Here is a 24,749-nt window from a genome sequence, read left to right as displayed (position 1 = left end):
CTATCAAGATGACTTTTTTCTTTTTTGGTACATTCATTCAACTTTACATTTTAGGAGAATTGATATGCTATCTATTATTAAACTAATTGATGATTTGGTTTGGGGACCTCCCCTTCTCATGCTGCTTGTTGGTACGGGGATTTACCTAACAGTTAGGCTTGGCCTATTGCAAGTGCTGAAATTACCAAAAGCCTTTAAACTGATTTTTACTGAAGACCAAGGACACGGGGATATCTCAAGCTTTGCGGCGCTTGCAACAGCGCTTGCAGCAACAGTCGGAACAGGAAATATCGTTGGTGTTGCTACAGCAATTAAATCAGGCGGGCCAGGGGCCTTATTTTGGATGTGGGTTGCCGCTTTCTTTGGGATGGCAACAAAATATGCTGAAGGGGTTTTAGCCATCAAATACCGTACCAAGGATGCCAACGGAGAGATTTCTGGTGGGCCTATGTACTATATTGTTAATGGAATGGGGGAAAAATGGAAACCTCTTGCTGTCTTTTTTGCCTTGTCTGGTGTTTTAGTGGCTCTATTTGGTATTGGAACCTTTGCTCAAGTTAATTCCATTACGTCTTCATTAAACCATAGCTTTGGCTTTTCACCTAAATTTGTGAGCGTCATTATGGCAATCCTAGTTGCTTTTATCATCTTTGGTGGTATCCAATCCATTTCAAAGGTAGCTGAAAAAGTGGTCCCATTTATGGCAATCTTTTATATCCTTGCTTCACTAACAGTTATTTTTATTAAGTTTGACCATATCTTACCTGTTATATCACTTGTTTTCAAATCAGCCTTTACACCTGTTGCAGCTATTGGTGGTTTTACTGGCACCCTTGTTAAAGATGCCATTCAAAAAGGAATTGCCCGCGGGGTTTTCTCAAATGAATCCGGTCTTGGGTCTGCTCCCATTGCCGCTGCTGCTGCAAAAACAAATGAACCCGTCGAACAAGGGCTTATCTCAATGACCGGAACATTTATTGACACGATTATTATCTGTAGTTTAACAGGTCTTGCCATTCTTGTGACAGGACAATGGACAACACATCTAGAAGGAGCTCCTCTAACCCAAGCAGCATTTGCCTCTGTCTTTGGAAACATCGGAGCATATGCCTTAACTTTTTCACTTATTTTATTTGCTTTTACAACCATTTTAGGATGGAGTTACTACGGCGAGCGATGCTTTGAATTCCTTTTCGGAACAAAACCAATTGCTTTTTTCCGACTATTATTTATTCTTATGGTTGCACTAGGAGGCTTTTTAAAGCTTGAATTGATATGGGTACTTGCTGACATTGTGAACGGTTTGATGGCTCTGCCAAACCTCATTGCCCTTCTAGCCCTCTCACCAGTCATCATTTATGAAACAAAACGCTATTTTAGCAGCAACCAGTAAATCTACCGTCTAGTCTTTTTAGGGCTAGACTTTTCTAATTAACTGGAAGAATATGGTATAATAGTCTCATTATTAAAGAAGGAGTTACTATGTCTCAAGACCCTATAAGCAACCTCAAATTGGCAAAAAGAGGCCCTATTGTCAGCATCGTTGCCTATCTCTTAATTACAATTGGGAAACTCGTTAGTGGTTATTTGCTCAATTCCAACTCCTTAATTGCCGATGGCTTCAATAACTTATCTGACATTGTTGGTAATGTTGCCCTCTTCATCGGCTTACATCTAGCCAGTCAACCAGCTGATTCTAACCATCGCTTTGGTCATTGGAAGTTTGAAGATTTATCCAGTTTGATCACATCATTTATTATGTTTATTGTTGGCTTTCAGGTTTTAATTCAAACCATTCAAAACATGCTTTATGGTAAGGCTACGCCCATTGATCCAATTGGTGCCCTTGTAGGTCTAATCTCAGCTATTATTATGTTAGCTGTTTACCTTTATAATAAAAATCTCTCAAAGAAAGTAAAATCCAGTGCTCTTGTTGCAGCTGCTAAGGACAATCTGTCTGATGCTGTCACCTCAATTGGTACCTCAATTGCTATTATTGCTGCTTCATTAAACTTAACCATCATCGATAGGTTAGCAGCTATTGTCATTACCTACTTTATTCTTAAAACTGCTTTTGACATTTTCAAGCAAAGTGCTTTTAGCCTCTCAGATGGTTTTGACAATAAGCACTTAAAACAATACGAAAAAGCCATTTTAGAAATTCCTAAAATTACTGCTGTTAAATCCCAACGCGGTCGCACTTATGGTAGTAATGTGTACCTAGATATTGTTTTGGAAATGAATCCTGACTTATCAGTCTATGAAAGCCATGCAATCACTGAACGTGTCGAGCAACTCTTAAGCCAACGCTTTTCAGTTTATGATATTGACATTCATGTTGAACCTTCAGTTATCCCAGAAGATGAATTAATGGAAAATGTCAGCAAAAAACTCTTTACCAATGAGAAAATCATCTTGTCAAAACTTCCAGACTATCAAGACTATATTTCTGAAGATTTTTACATGATTGATGTCGCTGGAAATGTATTTGACCGCCAGCAATTGATTGCTAAAGAGACTTTTTACCCTAGCAATTTTGAAAACTTCCAGATTAAATCAATCAGTCAAAAAACTAAATTAGTCACCTATCGATTGCAAGGTGAGCAACACACTAGTATTTGGAGGCGAAACGAAGTTTGGTACATGATTTTCCATCAAGTGACCTCCCTAAAACACCCTTTAAAATCAAGACCACGCTATCGTATTCATAAAGTGTGATAAGCTAAAATCAGCCCCTAGGAGGCTGATTTTTTTGTCTAAGATACTACTTGCATAAAGGCAGCAACTAGCTTGATATAAGTGTGAACTAAGGAGGCTTAACTTGAAAATTAGTTAAGAGCAGCTGTTAAGGCATTTTGTAAAGCAACCACTTCTTGATCAACTTGTGCTACTGTTACATTTGGATTAAGTTGTACGCCAACAGCATGTGTAATGGCTTGATTCAAGGTATTATAAACTGCAAAACTTTTAATACCTAATACTTTTTGATCTCTTTCAAAACGTGTATTCCAAATAACTTTATCCAACGATGACTTCACATAAATTGTAGCTCTATCACTAGCTTTTAAATCTGCATAAGTTAGAACTTTTTTCTCTAAATCAGCAATGGCTTGGACTTGTGCTTTTATTGCATCAACAGATGTAAATGGATCAGCAATTCGGATAACTAATTTGGTTATAGCAAATCCCATATCAATATGTGCTTGGTCAACTTTGTGGCTTAATTGAGTTGTTGCAAAAACAATGGCTTGAACAGCATCAGATAGTGCTTCTACTCGAGCACCAATTGAATTGATGTCATAGATAGTTTCTGGATTAAATTTAAGAGAGCTTTTTAGTTTGTCAGCAGTCTCAATTGCTGTTGTCACTGCTTTTTCAGCATCTGTTCCTTTTACTTCTTCTTTAATTGTCTGTAATTGATTCAGGTCTTGATCAATAGTGTTTACAATACCATCTTTTTGACTGGTTAAAGTATTTGCTTGAGAAACTGTTTGATGTTGAGGCACCGCATCATCAGCTAAAACAGATGGCGCAGCTAAAGACAATAAAGCAACACCTGACACGATGACTGATAGACGTAAAATGTGTTGAGAGTTCATTCGACTTTCTCCTTACTAAGACTTTCTATTGCAATAGTTGGATGAATGTAATTGATATATATAAGCACTTATAGGCTATATCATACTACGAGATTAAAATTAGGTCAATTTTTAATCATATGTCAAAATCTCCTCCTTTAGTGAAAATATTAATGTAATGAAAATTTTTTGATTTTTATAGTAAAAAAGGTTTTAGAAGACTTTGCTTAAAAACAAAACGTCTAAATCATCTTAATCCTCACTAATTGGCCTATTTTTACCACAATATATTAAAAGAAAATCGCTCTTTTTATTTTCAAATCCTTACATTTATAAAAAAATTTCTAAATCGATAAAAAATTTCAGAACCTTTATTTTTAGGTTGATTTTTTTAAACTCTCATAACAAACAGATAAAAAACGAGAAGATTTTGATAATCTTCTCGTTAAATTCACTTATCTGCTTAACTCAAATATTAGTTTTTAATGTCCTCTGCAGCAACATCAGTACCGAACCATTTTTCTGAAATGGCTTGGAATTTGCCTTCCTGATAAAGTTTTTTAAGCCCTTTATTGATATTTTTTAGAAGGGTCTTATCTTCTTTACGGACACCAACAGCGAAATTTTCACCTTTATACTCACTGGCAAGAATGGTATAGTTTTCAAGTTCTTTTTCTTGTTTAAGGTAATAATTTGCATAAACCTTATCAATTAACAAGCCATCAATACGGTTATTTTTCAAATCAATGAATGCTTGTGTAAATGTTTCATATTGTCTAGCATCATTATCTTTAACAATATCTTTTAAAACCTTAGGATGACGTGTGAAAGCATCGTAACCTGATGATCCTGATTGCGCCCCTAATACTTTAGCTTTCATGTCCCCAAAACTTGTCATATGAGATGATTTTTTAGACACTAAAACTTGTTCATTTTTCATATATGGGTTTGAAAAGGCCACTTTTTTCTGACGTTCAGGATTCATCGAATAGCCATTCCAAATCATATCGATTTTACCATTTTTTAATTCAGTTTCTTTCAAATCCCAATTAATTGGCTGGAATGTTACTTTAATACCATATTCTTTAAAGACAGCTTTGGCTAGATCAATATCAAAACCAGTATTTTTGCCACTTTCATCCTTAAAACCCATTGGAACAAATGTATTATCAAAGCCTACTGTGATTTCTTTTTTTGCTTTGTAGGCTTCCCAGGCATCTTTTTTTGAGGTATTTGTAGCAGTTGAAGCACAGGCAACTAAAACTACAGTCGATAGAAATGCCATTGAGGCAACTAAAATTTTCTTCATTTTCATATGCTTAACCATTACTTTCTATTTGGGATTGACCTTAATAATACGGTCAGAAATAGATTCTGCAAATTGCAAATCATGTGTAACAACAATTTGTGTAATTCCCATGTCACGATTTTGAAGAATCAGTTTTTCAACCTCTTGGCGTAATTCCGGATCCAAAGCACTTGTTGGTTCATCATAACCAATAATTTGTGGATCAATCATCATAGCTCTAGCCAGTGCAACGCGCTGCTTTTGCCCTCCAGAAAGAGAAAAAGGATAGACATGCATATGCTCTTTTAGACCAAGTCTTTCTAAGAGTGATATGGCTTTGTCTTTTGCGTCAGCTTTACTTACTCCCATTGTAATGGTTGGTGATAAGATAAGATTATCTAAAACTGTTAAATGCGGAAAAAGTTGAAAATCTTGGAAAACAAAACCTAAAAGGTTTCGGTTTTCTAAATGGTCGATGGGAACTGGCTGATCATCATAAAAAATGTCACCAGAGTCGATAGGCTCTAATCCTGCCAACATTCTCAAGAGAGTTGTCTTCCCGCCTCCTGAAGGACCAACAAGTGATAAAATTTCACCATTTGCGACTGTTAGATTGAACCGATCAAAGATTGTTTTTTGACCAAATTGTTTTGAAATATTTTTAAGTTCTAACATAGCCCCTCCTTATTTGTAGTAATTGAAACGTTTTTCAACGTGTTTAGAAATAATCGTCACTAAACCAATTAGTAATAAGTATATGATTCCTGCAATAAACATGGGTGCCAAAGTTGCATCTCTGTTTGCAGCTGTCTTACTGGCCAATAATAAATCACCGACACCAAGCACGTACACCAGTGAAGAATCTTTAACAAGGTTAATCACTTCATTAAAGACACTCGGCAAAACAATCTTGAAAACCTGAGGCATAATAATATAGCGAATGGTTTGAAGGTGATTCAATTTAAGCACCTTAGCAGCTTCATATTGTCCTTTAGGAATAGCTTCAATACCACCACGGAAAATTTCTGCGAAATAAGCAGCATAATTCATAGTAAAGGCTAAGATTGCCGCAGGCATCCGATCGAAGGTGATACCAACACTAGGTAAAACATAATAGAAAAAAATGAGTTGTAATAATAGAGGGGTACCACGCATAATCCAAACATACAGTGTTAAAAACCACTGAAGTGGTTTAAAATTCACTTTCATTAGAAAGGCAAAAAATGCACCTAATGGTATTGAGAGAATAATAACGATAAAAAAGACTTGTAAGGTAATTTTGGCACCATCTAATAAACTGGGTAATACTTGTAAAATATAGGACATAGACCCTCCATGAAAAGATAGATGTTGACATTATATCAAATTATCAGAAAATTTGTTAGTGATTTGTATAAAAATGCAATCAGAAAACTGATTGCCTATAATTATTAAATCTTCTTAACAAACTCTGATTTCAACTTCATGGCACCAAAGCCATCAACTTTACAGTCGATATTGTGGTCACCTTCAACAAGTCGAATATTTTTGACACGTGTTCCTTGTTTGATGTCTTTTGGAGCACCCTTAACTTTTAAATCTTTGATAACTGTGACAGTATCACCATCTTGTAACTGTGTTCCATTACTATCTAAAACTTTTAAGCCTTCTTCAACCATTTCTTCTTCTTGACCTGGTGTCCATTCAAATGCACACATCGGGCAAACTAATAAGGTCCCATCCTCATAAACATATTCTGATTGGCATTGTAAACAATTTGGTAATGACATATCGTCTCCTTAAAATAAAGTTATTGTTATTATTCTACTGTATAATCATTCTTTTGACAATATGAAATCGTTCTCACAAACGTAATTGTTAGCAAAAAGCCCCTCTTTCATAAGAGGGACCATTTTTAAGCTAATGCTTCAATGCTTTTAACGATTTCAGCAATCAACTCTTGATCCTCTAGGCTTGTCACATCTGCAACAACTTTTGGAAGATCGTTTTCTGACAACATCACTTGAAGTTGACTACTTTGTTGGTCATTAACATCTTTATATTTAAAAACATAAGCAACTGTCTTAAGGAGATTATGATAAGACAAATTAGCTGCTTTTAGTTCACGAATAGGTCTGATAAAGCGTTCGTCATAACCTAATTTACGAATTGGTGTACGAGCTACACGCTCAACATCGTCAACAATATAGGGATTTTCAAAGCGACTAATAATAACCTTATGGTAAGCTTTGAGTTCGTCATCATCAAAGTTCCACTTAGCCACAAGCAATGACCGAATTTCAGCTAAAACAGCCTCTAGTTGGCTTTTCACTTCTGGAACCTCTAATGCTTCCAAAATAGTCTTTGCACCCGCATATGCCCCTGTATAAGCTGATGTCGCATGCCCTGAATTAACAGAGAACAATTTTCTTTCAATAAATGGCTCAAGATTATCCTCGTAGTGAACACCTTCAAGTTTTAAGGATTGATTTTTCATGCGACTAGTTTCAACAACCCATTCATTAAATGGCTCAACAACAACTAATAATGGGTCTTCATGACTTTGCGCTGGAACAATACGGTCTACAGCAGCATTTGGAAAACCAACATAGTGGTCAAGATAAGCTTTATTATCTTCAGTCAAATATTTTGAAACTTCTTCAAGCAAGAATTGTGAGCCACCAATCATATTTTCACACGCAAGCACATCAATCGGCTGTTTATTTCCTTGTGCTTGTCTTTTTTGAATACCTTTAGCAATTAATTCAGCGATAAATGGTAAAATATTGGGACCAATAGCCGTTGTGATAATATCAGCTTGCGCTACTGCATCAACAACCGCTTCAGGATTCTCTTTGTTATTAATTCCAGATACATTAGAAACCCTTATATGACGTTTCCCATCCTCAGCAATTTCAATGTCGTAAGAATGTCTGTCGTTCAATGCATTGATAATGCTGTCATTAACGTCAACAAATTGAATGGAAAACCCATTTGCTGCTAAAATTTCACCAATAAAACCACGGCCAATATTACCAGCCCCAAAATGCAAAGCTTTTTTCATTTTTTTATCTCCTTATCGACTCACTATTCAACTGAATTCAGTAATCTAATAATTTGTTCTTCAGACTTAGCATCTGCTAATTTAACCACATTATCAACATCTGCGCAGAAAATTGAAATCTTTTGAATCAGTTGTAAATGCTCATCACCTATACCAGCAATGCCAAACAAGACTGTTGCTATTTGAGGATTTTCTTCTGTGCCAAAATTAACACCGTCTGGAACTTGGACAACTGTTAAACCTGATTGTTTTACTTTTTCTTTGGCAGTATCTGTGCCATGCGGAATAGCAATAAAATTTCCCATGTAAACAGATAACTCTTCATTACGATCAAGCATAGCTTGGATATAATCTTCTTCGACATAACCATGTTGATATAAGAGTTGACCACAATATTTAATAGCTTGCTCTTTAGTCTCAAACGCTTGATCTAATTTGATCAATTCTTTTTGAAATTCCATATTAATTCTCCAATTTCTTGATTTTTTCTGTAAATATTTGATTAAGCAACTGATAAATAATGTCTTGATTTGCTTTTTTATAAATTTCAGTATAAAGATGATTTTCAATAATCGATTGACTAATTGCCGTCATCAAATCTCGCACTTCATCACCTTCTTCTAAGGGAGTTAGCATCACTAAGACCCTTTTGACCAATTCATCTTGACCATTCATAGATTTGGCAAAAACTGGATTTTCCAATTCAAACACTAAGAAAACTGATTTCATTACTTTACTTGATTGCGTATGGATTAATGCCAAATTAGTCTCTGGAATAGCCATTGGACTTTCGTTAAATCGCTTATTGAGTTTCCGAGTTAAATACTCTTTGTCAGAAACCATATCCACATTTTGTATAATATCATCAATGGTGTGATTAAACTGCTTTCGATTGTTTAAAGGTTTTAAATAAAAGCGTTTTAAAATCAGTTGACTGGCATTAAAGTAATCTTTAAAATCCATTTGCATCATCACGTTCTGACTTTCTCTCAATTTGACGTCACGATTAATTTGCACATCTTGCAAAAACTCTTCTAATCCTAACATCTCACTTGGGTTAGGATAAGTTGAAACAAACTGAATGTTATCATGTGATAATAATTTGGTCGCTAAAATAGCATCATAAGTATCAAAATCCGACTCCTCTAAAGAACTACAAGCTTTAGTTGCAATCGACTCAATAAAAGGAGCAATGTTTTTTAGTCGGGAGACTAACAATTCTGTCGCTAAAGGCCTTTCATCCGTTAACAAAAGAATTCTAACAGGATAAATTTGAGGACTACGCCTTAAGCTTGATGCAAAGTGAAGCGTTATCAATTCCAATTCCCACTCTGTTTGAAGATAATTTGGAAAAATTTCCATTACTAAAAGTTGAATAACACGGTGCAAATACTCATTGTTTCTCAAAGCTTCGTGAGCCAAATCAGTGACTTTACTATCAGCAAAAAGAATTTGTACTGCTAAACTAAGACGGATATGATTAAAGAGAAATTTAAATAGGGTTTGATCCTTGGTGAAATTAATCTTGGTGTATAAGGCAACCTTATCAATTAAATTTGAAACATTATAGAAAAATTCACTGTCAAAATTCTCTTGAAACAACGGCGTTTCTTGCCTTTTTAAAAGCAAAAGATCCAGAAGTTTTGCAAAATACAAAATTTCACTGATGGGGTAAAAATCATTAGACTGGCTTGAAAAATCAGCAAAAACTTTTTGAGAAAAGTCTAAAGCAAGTTTACTAACCGATTGATTGTCTTTTTCAATGGCTTGCCAATTGCTTAAAGCCAATAAAATGATAAAAAATTGAAGTAACTTAGAATCCATCTCAGGCAATTCTGACTGATGTTTTTGAAAAACCGATTTTGCAATAACTAAGCGATCAGCAGAGATAAAATCAAAATAACCCATTTTCATCTGCCAAAAATCTGATAAAGAGATATTATTTGAGAGCAAAATAGCTAGAAGCCACCTTTTTTTAAAGGTTTTATCACTAATAGAGTAGCCTTTTTGACGTTTAATTTGCACATCAAAATCACTTAATCGCGTTTCAATTTCAGCAATGTCCTGAATAATAGTCACATTACTAACAGCGAATTCTTCCTGAAAAAAATCATTGGTTAGTTCACTTTGGCTCGTCAATAAATAATATGTCATCAGATTCAATCGTTCAACCTTTGAAAAACTTTCTTGGCTTGAAAATGATTGCAACACATCCAACTGGCCGGTAAAAAAATACTTTTGGTCTTCTTTGATAATACTAATATTTTGACTATTTAAACTAATGGTTAAGTCATTAAGAACACGGTAAACAGTTCTTCTTGACACCTTCAAAATCTCTTCCATATTATCAATTGAAAGCTTTCCATAAGACAGGAAAGCTTTCATTAATTGTTCTTCTCGTTTTGTTAGTAGCATAATGTTATTATACACCAATTTAATTTTATTTTGCCATACGATCAATCATTTTATCGTACTCAGCTGTCGTTACCAAACTGTCAACGACTAAGTATTGTGCATTTGGTGCAAATACTTGTGCATGAGATTGATTGGCAATGTCTGATACAACTAAAATATTTTTAGCATTAAAAGCAGTTAACTTTGAATTTTCAACTTTTGACACTGGAATACCAATGTGACGTACTTTAAAAATCTCTTGCAAAGTGGCTTGCCCCATTGTAGCAGACCCTTTTGACTGTCCATAAGCAAAAACAACTTCGTCAATGATGTTCAAATCAAGAACTTCTTCTGATGCTGATGATTGCTCTACTTGGCTGTCATCAGCTAGTGGCTTTTTTGCCAATTGTGCTACGATTTCATCATATTTTGGTGTTGCTAAAAAGTTATCAACTGATACGTGTGCTGCACGTGGTGTTTTTTGCGCAGCTCGCGCTGCCAATTCTTCTTGAGTAACAATAAGAGTATTAGTAACATCTGTTAAGTTTGAGATGGCTTTATTGGTTACAGGAATTGAAAGTCCTGCTTTTTTGACTTTATCACGGAGGATTGAAGCACCCATAGCTGAGCTACCCATACCTGCATCACAAGCAAAGATGATTTGTTGAATAGCATCACCTGCAAAATTTTCTGAAGATGCTGCTATTGTTTGCCCTTTTGATTGAGCTTTAGCTGCTTGACTAGCTGCTTGAGCAGCTTCCAATGAGCTTTCCTCTGATTTATCAGATTTAAGAATTACTGAAGCAACAAGGAAAGATACAAGTGCTGCAGAAAATACACCAGCTAAAACTGACAATAAGTTTACAACATAGCTATTACCTTTTGGAACCATTCCTATAATTGCAAGAATAGAACCTGGTGAAGCTGGGCCACTAAGACCTGAACCTAGGAGCTGATTGGTAAATGTACCTGTCACACCACCGGCAATAACAGCTAGGAAGAGAGCTGGTTTCATCATAACATAAGGGAAGTAAATTTCATGGATTCCACCAAAGAAGTGAATAATCATTGCTCCCCATGATGATGATTTTGCGGCTCCTTTGCCAAACATGGCAAAAGCAACTAAGATACCTAGACCTGGACCAGGGTTTGCTTCTAATAAGAAGAGAATTGATTTCCCTGTTTGAGTGACTTGTTCTGCTCCAAGTGGTGTAAAGATGCCATGGTTAAGTGCATTGTTTAAGAATAGAATTTTTGCTGGCTCAATGAGAATATTTGCTAAGGGTAACAGTTTCAAATCAACAATTGTTTGAACACCATTACCAATTGCACCAGTAAAAATTGCAACAAATGGACCTACAATCTTAAAAGCGATTAATAGTAATCCAAAGCCAAGTAAACCAGCAGAGAAATTGTTAACCAACATTTCAAATCCTGGACGGATTTTTTCTTGGAAAGCTTGGTCAAATTTTTTGATAACCCATGCTCCAAATGGTCCCATTACCATAGCTCCAATGAACATTGGAACTGATGAACCGGCAATCGCTCCAAAAGTTGCAATTGCACCAACTACTGCTCCACGTTGTCCATAGACGGTGTAACCACCTGTATAACCAATTAATAAGGGAAGCAAATAGGAAATCATTGGGCCAACAGCAACAGCGAATTCCTTGTTAGGCATCCAGCCAGTTGGAATAACAAGTGCTGTTAAAACACCCCAGGCAATAAAAGCACCAATATTTGGCATTACCATGTTCGATAAAGCTGTCCCTAGCTTTTGAACTTTTACTTTAAGTGAAGATTTTTGTTCCATTAGAACGCCTCCTAATTTATTTACATTCTCATCATATCATGTCACTGAAAAAGACAAAACTCAAACTTTGGCACAAGTTTTGTGACAAAAAAAGATAACTGTCATCAGTGACAATTATCTTTATCTGTGATTTTTATTCAACTGTAACAGCCTTAGCCAAGTTACGAGGTTTATCAACGTCTAAACCACGTTGTAATGAGGCATAATAAGCAATTAATTGCGTTGGGATAACCATACCAATTGTTGCTAAATAGGGGTGCACTTTATTGACAACAATATCATCACCTTCACGGTCAAGTCCTTCTTCAACAACTGTCAAAACACTTGCTCCACGAGCTGCTACTTCTTGAATGTTTCCACGTGTATGGGCTGCAACCACCTCACTTGATGAAATCAAACCAATTACAGGTGTACCATCTTCAATCAGTGAAATTGTTCCATGTTTCAATTCACCAGCTGCAAAACCTTCACATTGAATATATGAAATTTCTTTCAATTTTAATGAAGCTTCCATTGCAACATAGTAATCATTACCACGTCCAATATAAAAGGCATTGCGTGTTGTTGCTAATAATTTTTCAACTTTTTCAGCAATCAAATCTTTTTCAGACAAGGTAGACTCAATAGATTGAGCAACTAATGACAATTCATGAACCAAATCAAATTCTAAAGCTTCTTTTTTACCATTAGCTTCACCAACTGCTTTTGATAAGAAAGCAAGTGCAGCTACTTGTGCTGTATAAGCTTTTGTTGAAGCAACTGCAATTTCAGGACCTGCATGTAAAAGCATTGTGTAACTTGCTTCACGAGATAAGGTTGATCCTGGAACATTTGTTACTGTTAAACTTGGAATACCCATTTGGTTTGCTTTAACAAGTACTTGACGACTGTCTGCAGTTTCACCTGATTGGCTAAGTAAGATAAACATTGGCTTTTTGCTCAATAAAGGCATGTTATAGCCCCATTCTGATGCAACACCAAGTTCAACAGGCGTATCTGTTAATGTTTCAATCATAGCTTTTGAAGCAAAACCTGCATTGTAAGATGTTCCAGCTGCAAGAATGTAAAGACGGTCAGCTTCTTGGATTGATTTTACAATTTCAGGATCAATTGTCATTTTACCAGCTTCATCAGAATAGGTTGAAATTAATTTACGCATGACAGTTGGTTGCTCATCAATTTCTTTAAGCATATAAAAAGGATAAGTTCCTTTACCAATATCAGAAAGATCAAGCTCTGCAGTGTATGACCCACGTTCCATTTCATTTCCAGCATAGTCCGTTACAGTTACAGTATCTTTTGTTAAAATAACAAGTTCTTTGTCATGGATTTCCATAAATTCACTTGTTTCACGAATCATAGCCATGGCATCAGAACATACCATGTTGTAGCCTTCCCCTAATCCAATAAGTAGTGGGGATTTGTTTTTAGCAACATAAATAGTCTCAGCATCTTCAGTATCAATCAATGCAAAAGCATATGACCCTTCAATGATTGACAGAGCCTTTTTAAATGCATCAAGGACAGGCATACCATCTTCATCAACAAATTTACCAATCAAATGAACTGCAATTTCAGTATCTGTTTGCCCTTTGAAATCATGACCTGTTAAGAATTCTTCTTTCATTTGAAGATAGTTTTCAATAACACCATTGTGAACAAGAACAAAACGTCCACTTGCTGATGTGTGAGGATGAGCATTTTCTACAGTAGCTTGACCATGAGTTGCCCAACGTGTATGTCCAATACCAGTATGACCAGCAACATCAATACCGATTTTAGAACGTAAATCAGCAATACGACCAACAGATTTAACGAGGTTTGAATGGTCACCATTGGCTACAAAAATACCAGCCGAATCATAGCCACGGTATTCCAATTTTTCAAGTCCTTGCATTAAGATATCAGTTGCATTACGATTGCCTACAACTCCAACAATTCCACACATTTTTTTTACCTAAGTAAGAAAACTTACTTCTTTCTATTAATTATCAAAATTGGTATAGTCTAATTTTCTTTCAGAAATGCTATGTTTACAGTATATAATAATGATTTTTTATTGTCAAACAGAAATTGGTATAGTTTGGTGTTTTTTCACTAAAAAAGAGTAGCCTAATGCTACTCTACTTCAACAAATCCAAAATCTTTCAAAGGTAAAATTCTAAAGGTTACAATCCCTTTAATTTGTGATTGATCAATAAAACCAAAAGTTCTACTATCCATACGATTCACACGATTATCATTTAATACTAAGTACTTGCCCTTTGGTATACTATTGACTTTGCCACCAGAAATAGTCAAAATGTTAAAGTCATCAGTAAACAATGACCCCATAGGGGAGGTGCTTAAGAAATCAGTTTTTTGTTTTTCAATATAGGTTTGATCTTCAACCTTATTGTTCAAATAAAAAATATCGTCCATATAGGTCACTGTTTGTTCTTCACTTGCAATGACACGACTCATATAGTCTTTACCTTTTACAGTGTAGACCACGAAATCTTTGTAATTAGGTTCCATATTTTTTTTGACAGTGACGATATCGCCTGTTTTAAGATAAGAATTGGCTGCTGCCTGATCAACTTTAACAGTAGAAAACACAAAAACTCTTAATAGAATTGCAACAACAATTAAAATAAGTCCAAATACTATATTACGAATAAAATCTCTTTTTACCATATTTACTCCTAGTCTTTACACTATTATAGCATGATATCTATAATAACAAAAGGTTAGAAGTTTCAATAGTTTGAATGATTAGAATATAAAAAAGCCGTGAAGGTTATTCACGACTTGATTTTTGATTATTTTACTGTACGAACACGCATTGTGTTTGTTCCACCAGTACCAACTGGTACACCAGCAACAATGATAATGTTGTCGCCTGATTGTACAAGACCTGATTTCAAAGCAACTTCTTCAGCAACTTCAAACATGTCATCTGTAGATGCAGGACGCTCAGCTAGGACAGGGTTAACTCCCCAGTAGATCATCAAAGCACGTTGAACTTTTTCGTCAAAAGTTACAGCTAAAATATCTGAATCTGGACGGAATTTAGAAATTGCGCGAGCTGTATTTCCAGTTTCTGTAATAGTAACAACAAGTTTGATATCCATTGAATGTGTTGCATCTTTAACTGCTGAAGCAATAACATCCGTTTTGTTTGTACGTGGGAAAGTTGATGAATCTAAACGACCATACTCATTAAGAAGAGTTTGAGCATTTTTATCAATTGTAGCCATTGTACGAACAGATTCTACAGGGTATTTACCATTAGCTGATTCACCTGAAAGCATTGTTGCATCAGTACCATCAATAACAGCATTGAAAACATCTGAAACTTCTGAACGCGTTGCACGAGGTTTATCAGTCATCGTTTCAAGCATGTTTGTTGCAGTAATAACAGCTTTACCTGCAGCATTAACTTTAGTAATAATCATTTTTTGGAATACTGGAACCATTTCAAATGGTACTTCAATACCCATATCACCACGAGCAATCATGATACCATCAGCAGCTTCAATGATTTCATCTAAGTTGTCAATACCTTGTTGGTTTTCGATTTTAGCAAACAATTGAACATGATCATTTCCAGTTTCACGACAGATTTGACGAACTTCTTCAACATCTTTTGCTGTACGAACAAATGAGATTGCAATAAAGTTAAGACCTTGTTCAAGACCAAAACGAATATCAGCATTGTCACGTTCTGCAAGTGCAGGGAATGGGATTTTAGTGTTAGGGATGTTAACACCTTTTTGTTTAGCGATGATGCCATCATTTTCAACTTCAACGATAAATTGACGGCTTGCGATGTCTTTCTCAACTACTTTAAGACCAAGTTTACCATCGTCGATAAGAATAGTATTACCAACTTCAACTTCGTCATAAATGTCAAGGCTACCAGCAACGCTCAATGCAATAACATCACGAGTTGATTGGATTCCTTGTTCAGTAGCAACACGGATTTTTTCACCAGTTGTGTAGCTGTACTCTTTTGCATCTTCTGCAAACAATTCTGTACGCATTTCTGGACCTTTTGTATCTAAAAGGAAACCAACTTTTTGGCGAGCCATTTCTTCTGCACGACGAACAGTTGCCATACGAGCACCTTGTTCTTCGTGGTCACCGTGTGAGAAGTTGAAACGGAAAACATTAGCACCAGCTTCGATTAATTCAGCAATTTTTTTAGCTGAAGCTTCAACATCAAGTTGTCCAGCCCAGTAGCCATCTTCTCCGTATTTTTTACCACCACGGATTTCTACCGCAGGACCAAGTGTTGCAACAATTTTTACGCGTTTATTCATATTAAATGAAACTCCCTTTTATTTCTGTCGATTACCGACGTTTTACAAAAATAATATTTTATCTCGATTTTACTTATCTTGATAATGAACGATTTAAGACAGCAAAGTCAAGACGTGCCTTATGAGGATTATTAACGATGATTTTTCCATCTTCAGCAAGAGTAAAGAGTGCTCCTTCTTCCTCAGTTCCTAAAATTGGACTTTCAACAAGTTTTTCATTGTGAATGCCTACAGCCACTCCACCTCTACCTTGGTTGAGTAATTCAACAGCGTGTGCCCCCATCCATGAAGCTAAAACACGGTCACGAGCAGTTGGTGAGCCACCACGAAGGATATGTCCAAGGTTAGTAACACGTAAATCATTTGTACAACCAGCTGCTTTTAATTCTTTAGCAAATTCTTCACCGCTCATCACACCCTCTGCAAGGACGATGATATGGTGATTTTTACCTTTCGTTTCAAAGTCATCTTTCATTGTAGATACAACTGTTGCCATGTCATATTCTTCTTCTGGTACGATGATTTGGTCAGCACCAGTCGCAATACCTGCCCAAAGTGCAATATCACCAGCATTACGTCCCATAACTTCAACAACAAATGCACGACCGTGACTTGATGATGTGTCACGAAGTTTATCAATAGCTTCAACAGCAGTATTTACCGCAGTGTCAAAACCAATTGTAAAATCTGTTCCAGTAATATCGTTGTCAATTGTACCTGGGATACCAACAGCTGGGAAACCATGTTCTGTTAAGCGCATAGCACCATGATAAGAACCATCTCCACCAATAACGACAACACCTTCAATACCGTGTTTTTTAAGTTGTTCAATACCAGCTAATTGTCCTTCAAGTTGTGCAAATTCAGGATAGCGAGCAGAATATAGGAATGTTCCTCCACGAGAAATTTTATCACCAACACCTTTTGAGTCAATTGGGAAAATATCACCGGCAACTAAACCAGCATAACCGTGGTTTACTCCATATACTTCTATTCCTTCTGAGATTGCTTTACGAACAACTGCTCTGATCGCAGCATTCATTCCAGGGGCATCACCACCACTGGTTAAAACAGCAATACGTTTCATTTAGGGGTACTCCTTTAATTAATTTAACGTCTTAATTATAGCATAATTCTTTGAAAATTACTTCACTATTATCCGATTTTTATTGATAAACCGTTTTCACTACAAATTCTTTTAAAGCTTGTTCTAACTGGCTTGACACCTCTACGGATTTATTTTGAACTTGCAAAGTTTCTTTCGTCTCTTGGTAATGAATAAGGATTGGAACATCTCCTGGAAACTGATCAATTATCTCTGCTACAGCCTGATCATGCTCATGGTTTTCTAATAAAATCCAATATTTTTTAAGGTTAATCGCACTCATACTATTTAAAATCAGTTGAAGACGTCCATCACGTTCCTTGACACGTCCACCTATATAATACATTTCCCCTTCGATTAGCAACTCTTTAAAACGGATAAACTGCTCTGGAAATAGTGTTACATCCATTTTTTTCTTGGTATCAGTCACTGTCATAAAGGCCATTTGTTGCCCATTTGATTTTGTTCGAATCACACGAATCGTTTCAATTTGCACCAATAAATGCACATCGCTGTCTTTAACCACTTTTGAAATTGAGGTGAAATCCCCTTTAAAATTCTGCATCATTTCAACTAGCGGATGTTTGCTTAAACCGACGCCAATATAATCACGTTCCATCTGATATTTTTCACTGTTTGTAAAATCGTCTGCTTCAACCCAAGCAAAGGAAGAATCCGCAAACAAAGATCCTAACTCATTGACAAAAGTTACTAAAGCATCAGAATTTTCCAAGACTTTACGTCTGTTTTTTTCGAAACAATCAAATAAACCAATGCTAATCAAGGGTGTCAAGAAATCTTTTTTCTGGTATTTTTCTGGTAATTGCATTAAAAAATTTTCAATGCTTGTAAATGGCCGTGCTTCAATAATCCAATAAGCTAAGTCTCTAGGGATTCCTTTGATATTTTTCATGCCCATTAAAATCGTCCCATTTTCAACCTTATCGGTATAAGGAATGGTATTAATGGATAATGGTACCACACGAAAATCAGAATCTAAGGCATCTGTTATATAATCAGCATTAGAGTAATTCATGATAACATCAAAAAAGACAGATGGGTAATGCGCTTTGAAATAGGCTAATTGAAAAGCTAGGGCAGAATAAGCAAAGGCGTGACTTCTATTAAAGCCATAACCCGCAAATTTTTCCATCCGTTTAAAAAGCACTTTTGCTGTTTCAGGCGAACGCCCAAGTTTTGAAGCCCCTTCAAGAAAATCGGCTTCCATTTTGCTCATTTCATTGGCATCTTTCTTGGACATGGCTCGGCGTAATAAATCTGCTTTTCCAAGAGTAAAGCCTGCAAACACCTGAGCAATTTGCATAACTTGTTCCTGATAAAGCATAATGCCATAAGTTGGTTCTAAAATGGGCGCAATGACAGGATCAATTAAATCAATTTTTTCCTGACCCATACGACGCTTAATGAAATTATTAGTGTAATCACTTGCTCCAGGCCTATTCAGGCTGGTTGTAGCAACAATTTCTTCAAATTTTACAGGCTTAATCCGTTTTAAAAGACTAATGGCACCATTTTGTTCAAATTGGAAAATCCCTTTGGTATCACCACGAGCAAAAAGAGCTAAGGTTTTTTTATCTTCAAGATTAATATCTTCAATAAGAATATCCTGACCAAATTCTTTGGCAACCTTTTCTTTCATTTTTTGAACAAATGTCAGATTCCGCAAGCCCAAAAAATCCATCTTTAAAAGACCATTTGCCTCTACTGCAGCAGCATCGTATTGCGTAATCATCATATCTTCCCCTTGCTTGAGTGGAATATGATCTGTCAGATTATCATCACTCATGACAATTCCTGCAGCGTGAATAGAGGTTTGACGTGGATTTCCTTCAATGCGTCTAGCCATTTCAAAGGCTTTTTGATATTCTAATTTACTGTTAATGGCTTGTCTGAAACTGATATTTTTTTCGTAAACACTGGTTAGTGTGTCCTTAAATCCAATTTTTTTACTGAAATGACTAATCTCATACTCGGGCACCCCATAACGCTTAAAAACATCCCGAATAGCTTGTTTTGGACCAAATGTCGAAAAGGTGACAATCTGAGCTGAATGATCCCTACCATAACGATCACGCACATAATGAAGAAATTCTGAACGGTAGATATCCGGCAAATCAATATCAATATCAGGCATGCTATAGCGTTCTTTATTTAAAAACCGCTCAAAAAGTAGGTTATTTTTGACGGGATCAATTCCAGTAATCTGCAAAGCATAGGCCACTAAACTACCAGCTGCTGAACCACGTCCCATTCCCATATAATAGCCTTTACTACGCCCAAAACGTAGAAGATCCCAGACAATAAGAAAATAATCATCAAATCCCATTTCAGAGATAATTGCTAGCTCCTGCTTCAGGCGTTCCTGATAAACCGGAAGCCACAATTGCCTTTGTTTAAGCCCTGCTTCTGTTAACTGGCACAACTCCAAATGAGCTTTTTTCTCACGGTTAAATCTTGGCAACTTCAATTTTGAATCAAACTGATAGTCGATACTTGCAAGGACATTTTCTAAAGTTTCCAAAGCTTGAGGCGCCTTTTCTTGAAAGCGCTGGGTCATCACCTGACAGTTCTCTAAAAAATGATCAGCTTCAACCACAGCAGTCTCATTTAAGTTTAAATTATCTCGAATAGCATGTAAAATCTGCAAGGCTTCACGGTCTTCTTCTTCAAAATACCTTACTTGCCTTAATGGAATCAGCTGGCGCTTTGTTACTGGAATATCAGTTGTTTCATAAATCCCAAGGAAATAATCAAAAGGCAGATCAAGGTCGCCCTGGCCATCCTCATAAGGAATAATAACGGCAAGATTCTGGCAATAATTGACAAGTTCTGAAGGCACAAAACGTGCAGACATTTTTGCACTAGATATTTTCAAAAGACTTTTATAACCAGCATTGTTAAGTGCAATTAAATAAATCGGATGATTTCCTCCATTAATTGGGTAGTCAATTTCCAAACCCAAAATAGGTTGTAGACCATGTTTCTGGCAATTTTTGATAAAATGATAAGCACCATACAAATTATCTTTATCCATTATTCCAATTGATTGGTAACCCAAAGCTTTAGCTCTTTGAATATAGCTTTCCAAGTCAACCAAACTATCCATAAAGGAATAAACTGTTTTTGTATCGATTTGTGCAAACATGGATCTCTCCTTCTTAATTAGTATCTCTATTATACTATGAATTCCATTTAGATGCTGATTTTATTTACTCTGAATGAGTTTATCAAAAAATGAGAAAATATCATTTATCTTGACTTTTCTCATTTTTTTCTGTATTATTTAAATGATACAATAGTTAATTTTATATAAAGAGAGGAGACCCTATGTCTTGGAAATTTGATGAAAAATCGCCAATTTATGCTCAAATTGCGCAACATATCAAGATGCAAATCGTGAGCCAAGAAATTAAAAGTGGCGATCAACTTCCAACAGTTAGGGAATTTGCTGAAGCAGCTGGTGTTAACCCTAACACCATGCAAAGGGCATTTACTGAACTAGAACGCGAAGGAATGGTATATTCTCAGCGCACTGCTGGTCGTTACGTTACGGATGATCAAGAATTAATTGCAACAAAGAGACGCGAATTAGCTCGAAACGAATTACAATCCTTTAGTCATAATATGGAAAAAATGGGATTTAATCGCCTTGAAATCATTCCCGTTTTAGAGAGCTTTTTAAAGGAGGAAGCTTAAGATGTCACAACTCTTACAACTACACCACGTCTCAAAGTCCTATGGAGGAAAAAAGGTTATTGATGACCTCACCTTCACCATTCCAAGCGGTAAAATCATCGGACTCCTCGGACCTAATGGCTGTGGTAAAACAACCCTAATCAAAATGATTAACGGCCTCTTACAACCAAATAAAGGTGACATCGTGATTGATGGTTTTCGCCCGTCAATTGAAACTAAAAGAATTGTTTCATACTTACCAGATACTTCTTATCTTCGAGAAGAGATGAAAATCAGCGATATCATTAATTATTTTGATGATTTCTATGTTGATTTTAATAAGAACAAAGCTCACAGTCTCTTTCGAGATCTTAACTTAGACTTGGATGAACGCCTTAAAAACCTATCTAAAGGCAATAAGGAAAAAGTTCAAATTATTCTTGTTATGAGCCGAAAAGCAAAATTATATATCCTAGATGAGCCACTTGGTGGGGTTGACCCTGCCGCAAGAGAATATATTCTTAAAACAATTATCAACAATTATAGTGAGGATGCTTCTGTTCTAATCTCTACACATCTCATTTCAGACATTGAACCTATCTTAGATGAAGCCATCTTCCTTAAAAATGGTAAAGTTGCTATTTCAGGAAATGTCGATGACCTTAGAGAAAATGAGGGGCAATCTATTGATTCTCTCTTCAGAAAAACTTACAAAATCTAGGAGAAAACAATGTTTGGAAAATTATTTAAATATGAACTTAAATCAATTGGAAAATGGTATTTCGCTTTAAATGTTAGCATTATTGCTATCGCAGTTATCTTATCATTCACATTTGAATTGCTTTCTAGTAAAGTCAACGAGACCCACCCCAAAATATCATGGACAACGGATATTCTCCCAATGATACTGACACTGATTTTTGGTTTTCTCATCGCTGGATCACTCCTAGCTACTTTACTCATTATCATTCGTCGCTTTAATCAAAATGTTTTTGGTCGTGAAGGTTATCTAACGATGACTTTGCCCGTATCAGAACATCACCTTATTCTCTCTAAACTTTTGGCATCATTTATTTGCATGATTTTTAATAGCTTTATTTTAGTTATCGCAACCCTGATTTTAATTATTCCTCAGGTAAGTGTTGCTGAATTCCTAAATGCTTTTCGTGATTTGGGACAACTCATCCTTGAAAATCTAGACTTAACTGGATTTGGCATTAGCTATCTTCTTTTGTCAACATTTTCAGGCATACTGATGATTTACCTTTCAATCTCAATTGGTCAACTTTTTGCCAATAGACGAGGTCTAAAAGCCTTTATTGCCTATGCAGTTATAACAGTTCTTATAACTATTCTCTTCTCACAAATCAATACCAATCTCTTTCGTTTTGATTTTAACGAAACAATGGATCTTGACTTTTTGAGAAATCGTTACATGTATGTTTTACTTGGAGAAACCGTTATTGAATTGGTCACTTTCTATTTTGCAACACATTTCATCATGAAACACAAATTGAATTTACAATAAAAAGGTTGGATCATTTTCCAACCTTTTTTACTTGATAAACCATCTGATAACATCTCCACCAAAAATAAAAAGATAACTATAGCCGATAATTGAGAATGGCTTAGCAATCACAATAATTTGCATAAACCGCTTTAAAGACATATTTGTTAGAGCAATAATCATAACCATAGCATCAGCAGGTGAGATTGGAGATACCATACAGATGATAAAAAATTTTTCGAAACCTGATGTTTCTAATCTTTTTTCATATTTTAAAAAAGTTTGGTCATCCATAAATAATAAGATAAATTTTTTCCCATAAACCCGAACCAACTGAAATAAAATAAAACTTCCTATTATAATACCAATGTAATTGTAAATAAAGCCTTGAACAGGACCAAATATTAGAAAGCCAGCAACTGTCGTAATCCCACCTGGTATAACAGGAAAAACAATTTGAAAAATCTGTACAATGATAAAGACAACCGGCCCCCAAAACTTATAGTAATGAACCAAATCTTTCAAAGCATTGCTATCATTTAGAATTCCTAATTTATAGAGCCAAAAAGCAATAATAAAACTTCCTATTAAGGCAATAACCCCTAAAACTTTAAATAATTTTTGAAAAAAAGAATAGGCTTTTGAATTGTGCATTTTCATAGCTTAATCATACCACAAGAAATTGATTTTTGCTATCTGAAACTTTTTTTGGTATACTAGTCTAGTAAAGTTTAATTTACTGTTTTTTAAGGGGTTGTTACGGATTCGACAGGCATTATGAGACATGTTTTGCGACCCATCGGCAGATGTAAAATGCCAGTTAAATATAACTGCAAAAAATACAAACACTTACGCATTAGCTGCTTAATAACCAGTTAGCGTGACTTCTACAAGATTGCTTGTGTCCTGCTAGAAGTCTTAAAATAGCAAGCTACGAGTGAGGTTTTGTCTAGAGCCTTACTAAGAGATTTTTAGACTCGCACATCAGTGGCTTGAGTTATGTGTCCCTGACGGGTTAAATCAATACATAACCTATGGTTGTAGACAAATATGTTGGCAGGTGTTTGGACGTGGGTTCGACTCCCACCAGCTCCATCTTTATTTCGTAAAACTTACTAAACCTTCTTAGAACCTTGTTAAATCAAGGTTTTTTGTTTTGTTCTTTTCTATACCTTTCTATTCTTTCTTACATAAGAGACAACTAATAGACAACTAGTTAGCTTTTTTGTATTCTAGTAAAAACTTTCTTCTATTAAATATAATAATTAATATTTTTATTTCCGTTATAACCGCCATTATGCTAAATGTCCGTTGTAGAGGACGTAAAAAATAATTTAAAAAAGTTGATAAAAACGCTTGACATTATATACAATATTGTATATAATAAGTATATAAAGATAAGAAAGAGGAAAAACAAAATGGCTAAATACAACAAATCAGAAATCATGACACAAGCTTGGACATTGTTCAACAGTGATAATTTTGATACTTGCGACTATGAATACGCTACTGCTTTAGTATATGGTCAAAAAACTTTCTCTGACTGTCTTAAAGAAGCTTGGGGTCGTGAAAAAGCTATCGTTGAAAGAATGGCTGAAAAAGAAGCTAATGCTCCTCTTTCTGAAGAAGCTAAAGCTTGGGACTGGGCTTGTCGTAAACTTGGCGTAACTGCTGAAGTAACCGCAGTAGAAAAAGTTCGCTACGTTGACGACATGGCTAAAGAAATGTGGTCAACAAATGTTTGGAAACAAGCAATCAAAGCAGTTCAATTATATGCTACTGTTGCATAAAAAAAGGAGGAATTATGAAAGCAGACAGTAAAAAAATAAAATGGTTATTGGAAAATGAGACTCAGTATAAAATATCGAAAAGTACAGGTGTTGCACAATCAAAATTGTCATCTTTAAAAAATGGCAAAATAAAGCTCGGGAATATATCGCTAGAAGTTGCTAGCAAACTAACAAAATATTCTGAGGAAATTCAAAAAAGTTGATAAAAACGCTTGACATTATATACAATAT

Annotated in this window: 22 protein-coding genes and 1 other RNA gene; 8 read left to right on the top strand and 15 right to left on the bottom strand. The window is 35.5% G+C overall.

All coding sequences use genetic code 11. The features are described from left to right. Nucleotides 1-64 precede the first annotated feature (64 nt). Complete coding sequence (locus Q9317_RS04805) at nucleotides 65-1,393, top strand: alanine/glycine:cation symporter family protein (protein ID WP_003099435.1); 1,329 nt, start codon at nucleotides 65-67, stop codon at nucleotides 1,391-1,393. 89 nt (nucleotides 1,394-1,482) lie between these two features. Next, nucleotides 1,483-2,718 (top strand): cation diffusion facilitator family transporter, encoded by a 1,236-nt coding sequence (locus tag Q9317_RS04800; RefSeq protein WP_003099433.1) that lies wholly within the window; start codon nucleotides 1,483-1,485, stop codon nucleotides 2,716-2,718. A 110-nt stretch (nucleotides 2,719-2,828) separates the two neighbouring features. Here Q9317_RS04800 and Q9317_RS04795 read toward each other — a convergent pair whose 3' ends face one another. The 14 genes from Q9317_RS04795 to Q9317_RS04730 form a co-directional block, all read right to left on the bottom strand. After that, nucleotides 2,829-3,599, bottom strand: coding sequence for a CAMP factor family pore-forming toxin (locus Q9317_RS04795; protein WP_003099431.1), 771 nt, complete (start codon nucleotides 3,597-3,599; stop codon nucleotides 2,829-2,831). Nucleotides 3,600-4,053: 454 nt separating this feature from the next. Next, a complete protein-coding gene (locus tag Q9317_RS04790) occupies nucleotides 4,054-4,893 on the bottom strand; it encodes an amino acid ABC transporter substrate-binding protein (protein ID WP_031238952.1) in 840 nt (279 codons plus the stop codon). 18 nt (nucleotides 4,894-4,911) lie between these two features. Further along, on the bottom strand, nucleotides 4,912-5,541 hold the full coding sequence (locus Q9317_RS04785) for an amino acid ABC transporter ATP-binding protein (protein WP_003099428.1): 630 nt from the start codon (nucleotides 5,539-5,541) through the stop codon (nucleotides 4,912-4,914). Nucleotides 5,542-5,550: 9 nt separating this feature from the next. Next, nucleotides 5,551-6,192 carry an amino acid ABC transporter permease gene (locus tag Q9317_RS04780; RefSeq protein WP_003099426.1) on the bottom strand — a complete coding sequence of 214 codons (642 nt, stop codon included), beginning with the start codon at nucleotides 6,190-6,192 and terminating at the stop codon, nucleotides 5,551-5,553. A gap of 104 nt (nucleotides 6,193-6,296) precedes the next feature. Then, nucleotides 6,297-6,635: a zinc ribbon domain-containing protein YjdM gene (locus tag Q9317_RS04775; protein WP_003099424.1), complete on the bottom strand. Its 339-nt coding sequence runs from the start codon at nucleotides 6,633-6,635 to the stop codon at nucleotides 6,297-6,299. Nucleotides 6,636-6,760: 125 nt separating this feature from the next. Continuing rightward, nucleotides 6,761-7,909 carry a mannitol-1-phosphate 5-dehydrogenase gene (locus Q9317_RS04770; protein ID WP_003099422.1) on the bottom strand — a complete coding sequence of 383 codons (1,149 nt, stop codon included), beginning with the start codon at nucleotides 7,907-7,909 and terminating at the stop codon, nucleotides 6,761-6,763. A 23-nt stretch (nucleotides 7,910-7,932) separates the two neighbouring features. Continuing rightward, on the bottom strand, nucleotides 7,933-8,370 hold the full coding sequence (locus tag Q9317_RS04765; RefSeq protein ID WP_003099421.1) for a PTS mannitol transporter subunit IIA: 438 nt from the start codon (nucleotides 8,368-8,370) through the stop codon (nucleotides 7,933-7,935). A gap of 1 nt (nucleotide 8,371) precedes the next feature. Then, nucleotides 8,372-10,324: a BglG family transcription antiterminator gene (locus Q9317_RS04760; protein WP_305981606.1), complete on the bottom strand. Its 1,953-nt coding sequence runs from the start codon at nucleotides 10,322-10,324 to the stop codon at nucleotides 8,372-8,374. 25 nt (nucleotides 10,325-10,349) lie between these two features. Continuing rightward, on the bottom strand, nucleotides 10,350-12,116 hold the full coding sequence (locus Q9317_RS04755) for a PTS mannitol transporter subunit IIBC (protein WP_305981605.1): 1,767 nt from the start codon (nucleotides 12,114-12,116) through the stop codon (nucleotides 10,350-10,352). A 133-nt stretch (nucleotides 12,117-12,249) separates the two neighbouring features. Beyond that, nucleotides 12,250-14,064: a glutamine--fructose-6-phosphate transaminase (isomerizing) gene (gene glmS / locus Q9317_RS04750; protein ID WP_003099414.1), complete on the bottom strand. Its 1,815-nt coding sequence runs from the start codon at nucleotides 14,062-14,064 to the stop codon at nucleotides 12,250-12,252. A gap of 170 nt (nucleotides 14,065-14,234) precedes the next feature. Beyond that, complete coding sequence (gene lepB, locus Q9317_RS04745; RefSeq protein ID WP_003099412.1) at nucleotides 14,235-14,792, bottom strand: signal peptidase I; 558 nt, start codon at nucleotides 14,790-14,792, stop codon at nucleotides 14,235-14,237. Nucleotides 14,793-14,917: 125 nt separating this feature from the next. After that, complete coding sequence (pyk, locus tag Q9317_RS04740; RefSeq protein ID WP_003099410.1) at nucleotides 14,918-16,420, bottom strand: pyruvate kinase; 1,503 nt, start codon at nucleotides 16,418-16,420, stop codon at nucleotides 14,918-14,920. A gap of 73 nt (nucleotides 16,421-16,493) precedes the next feature. Further along, complete coding sequence (gene pfkA / locus Q9317_RS04735; protein WP_003099408.1) at nucleotides 16,494-17,507, bottom strand: 6-phosphofructokinase; 1,014 nt, start codon at nucleotides 17,505-17,507, stop codon at nucleotides 16,494-16,496. A gap of 79 nt (nucleotides 17,508-17,586) precedes the next feature. Next, a complete protein-coding gene (locus Q9317_RS04730; RefSeq protein WP_016355980.1) occupies nucleotides 17,587-20,691 on the bottom strand; it encodes a DNA polymerase III subunit alpha in 3,105 nt (1,034 codons plus the stop codon). A 182-nt stretch (nucleotides 20,692-20,873) separates the two neighbouring features. Here Q9317_RS04730 and Q9317_RS04725 point away from each other — a divergent pair, with 182 nt between their 5' ends. Genes Q9317_RS04725 through Q9317_RS04715 form a run of 3 tightly spaced genes read left to right on the top strand, consistent with a single transcriptional unit; the run spans nucleotide 20,874 to nucleotide 22,749 of the window. Next, the gene (locus Q9317_RS04725) at nucleotides 20,874-21,242 is read left to right on the top strand and encodes a GntR family transcriptional regulator (RefSeq protein ID WP_003099404.1); all 369 of its coding nucleotides are present in this window, start codon (nucleotides 20,874-20,876) and stop codon (nucleotides 21,240-21,242) included. A gap of 1 nt (nucleotide 21,243) precedes the next feature. Then, nucleotides 21,244-21,942, top strand: coding sequence for an ABC transporter ATP-binding protein (locus tag Q9317_RS04720; protein WP_003099402.1), 699 nt, complete (start codon nucleotides 21,244-21,246; stop codon nucleotides 21,940-21,942). A gap of 9 nt (nucleotides 21,943-21,951) precedes the next feature. Next, nucleotides 21,952-22,749, top strand: coding sequence for a hypothetical protein (locus tag Q9317_RS04715; protein WP_003099401.1), 798 nt, complete (start codon nucleotides 21,952-21,954; stop codon nucleotides 22,747-22,749). A 27-nt stretch (nucleotides 22,750-22,776) separates the two neighbouring features. Here Q9317_RS04715 and Q9317_RS04710 read toward each other — a convergent pair whose 3' ends face one another. Further along, entirely contained in the window at nucleotides 22,777-23,388 is a 612-nt protein-coding gene (locus Q9317_RS04710) for a TVP38/TMEM64 family protein (RefSeq protein WP_003099399.1), read from the bottom strand. Nucleotides 23,389-23,478: 90 nt separating this feature from the next. Between Q9317_RS04710 and ssrA the strand changes: the two genes are divergently transcribed. From ssrA to Q9317_RS04695, 3 genes are all read left to right on the top strand, one after another. Further along, nucleotides 23,479-23,826: a transfer-messenger RNA gene (gene ssrA / locus Q9317_RS04705) on the top strand. A gap of 320 nt (nucleotides 23,827-24,146) precedes the next feature. Beyond that, nucleotides 24,147-24,518 (top strand): anti-CRISPR protein AcrIIA3, encoded by a 372-nt coding sequence (gene acrIIA3 / locus Q9317_RS04700; protein ID WP_016355979.1) that lies wholly within the window; start codon nucleotides 24,147-24,149, stop codon nucleotides 24,516-24,518. 14 nt (nucleotides 24,519-24,532) lie between these two features. After that, on the top strand, nucleotides 24,533-24,721 hold the full coding sequence (locus Q9317_RS04695) for a hypothetical protein (protein ID WP_016355978.1): 189 nt from the start codon (nucleotides 24,533-24,535) through the stop codon (nucleotides 24,719-24,721). The last annotated feature ends 28 nt before the right edge of the window (nucleotides 24,722-24,749 follow it).

Origin of the sequence: Streptococcus iniae, assembly GCF_030732225.1 — a bacterium.
Lineage (GTDB): Bacteria > Bacillota > Bacilli > Lactobacillales > Streptococcaceae > Streptococcus > Streptococcus iniae.
The sequence above is the reverse complement of the archived record's forward strand: the minus strand, read 5'-3'. Positions and strand labels throughout refer to the sequence as shown.

Bases quoted from the DNA above. Each gene is read 5' to 3' on its own strand.
- Q9317_RS04775 (WP_003099424.1), bottom strand. From the start codon at position 6,635: ATGTCATTACCAAATTGTTTACAATGCCAATCAGAATATGTTTATGAG.
- Q9317_RS04805 (WP_003099435.1), top strand. From the start codon at position 65: ATGCTATCTATTATTAAACTAATTGATGATTTGGTTTGGGGACCTCCC.
- Q9317_RS04715 (WP_003099401.1), top strand. From the start codon at position 21,952: ATGTTTGGAAAATTATTTAAATATGAACTTAAATCAATTGGAAAATGG.
- Q9317_RS04760 (WP_305981606.1), bottom strand. From the start codon at position 10,324: ATGCTACTAACAAAACGAGAAGAACAATTAATGAAAGCTTTCCTGTCT.
- Q9317_RS04780 (WP_003099426.1), bottom strand. From the start codon at position 6,192: ATGTCCTATATTTTACAAGTATTACCCAGTTTATTAGATGGTGCCAAA.
- Q9317_RS04755 (WP_305981605.1), bottom strand. From the start codon at position 12,116: ATGGAACAAAAATCTTCACTTAAAGTAAAAGTTCAAAAGCTAGGGACA.
- Q9317_RS04720 (WP_003099402.1), top strand. From the start codon at position 21,244: ATGTCACAACTCTTACAACTACACCACGTCTCAAAGTCCTATGGAGGA.
- Q9317_RS04790 (WP_031238952.1), bottom strand. From the start codon at position 4,893: ATGAAAATGAAGAAAATTTTAGTTGCCTCAATGGCATTTCTATCGACT.
- Q9317_RS04725 (WP_003099404.1), top strand. From the start codon at position 20,874: ATGTCTTGGAAATTTGATGAAAAATCGCCAATTTATGCTCAAATTGCG.
- acrIIA3 (WP_016355979.1), top strand. From the start codon at position 24,147: ATGGCTAAATACAACAAATCAGAAATCATGACACAAGCTTGGACATTG.
- Q9317_RS04730 (WP_016355980.1), bottom strand. From the start codon at position 20,691: ATGTTTGCACAAATCGATACAAAAACAGTTTATTCCTTTATGGATAGT.
- pfkA (WP_003099408.1), bottom strand. From the start codon at position 17,507: ATGAAACGTATTGCTGTTTTAACCAGTGGTGGTGATGCCCCTGGAATG.
- Q9317_RS04765 (WP_003099421.1), bottom strand. From the start codon at position 8,370: ATGGAATTTCAAAAAGAATTGATCAAATTAGATCAAGCGTTTGAGACT.
- Q9317_RS04800 (WP_003099433.1), top strand. From the start codon at position 1,483: ATGTCTCAAGACCCTATAAGCAACCTCAAATTGGCAAAAAGAGGCCCT.
- Q9317_RS04770 (WP_003099422.1), bottom strand. From the start codon at position 7,909: ATGAAAAAAGCTTTGCATTTTGGGGCTGGTAATATTGGCCGTGGTTTT.
- Q9317_RS04695 (WP_016355978.1), top strand. From the start codon at position 24,533: ATGAAAGCAGACAGTAAAAAAATAAAATGGTTATTGGAAAATGAGACT.
- Q9317_RS04785 (WP_003099428.1), bottom strand. From the start codon at position 5,541: ATGTTAGAACTTAAAAATATTTCAAAACAATTTGGTCAAAAAACAATC.
- Q9317_RS04710 (WP_003099399.1), bottom strand. From the start codon at position 23,388: ATGAAAATGCACAATTCAAAAGCCTATTCTTTTTTTCAAAAATTATTT.
- lepB (WP_003099412.1), bottom strand. From the start codon at position 14,792: ATGGTAAAAAGAGATTTTATTCGTAATATAGTATTTGGACTTATTTTA.
- glmS (WP_003099414.1), bottom strand. From the start codon at position 14,064: ATGTGTGGAATTGTTGGAGTTGTAGGCAATCGTAATGCAACTGATATC.
- Q9317_RS04795 (WP_003099431.1), bottom strand. From the start codon at position 3,599: ATGAACTCTCAACACATTTTACGTCTATCAGTCATCGTGTCAGGTGTT.
- pyk (WP_003099410.1), bottom strand. From the start codon at position 16,420: ATGAATAAACGCGTAAAAATTGTTGCAACACTTGGTCCTGCGGTAGAA.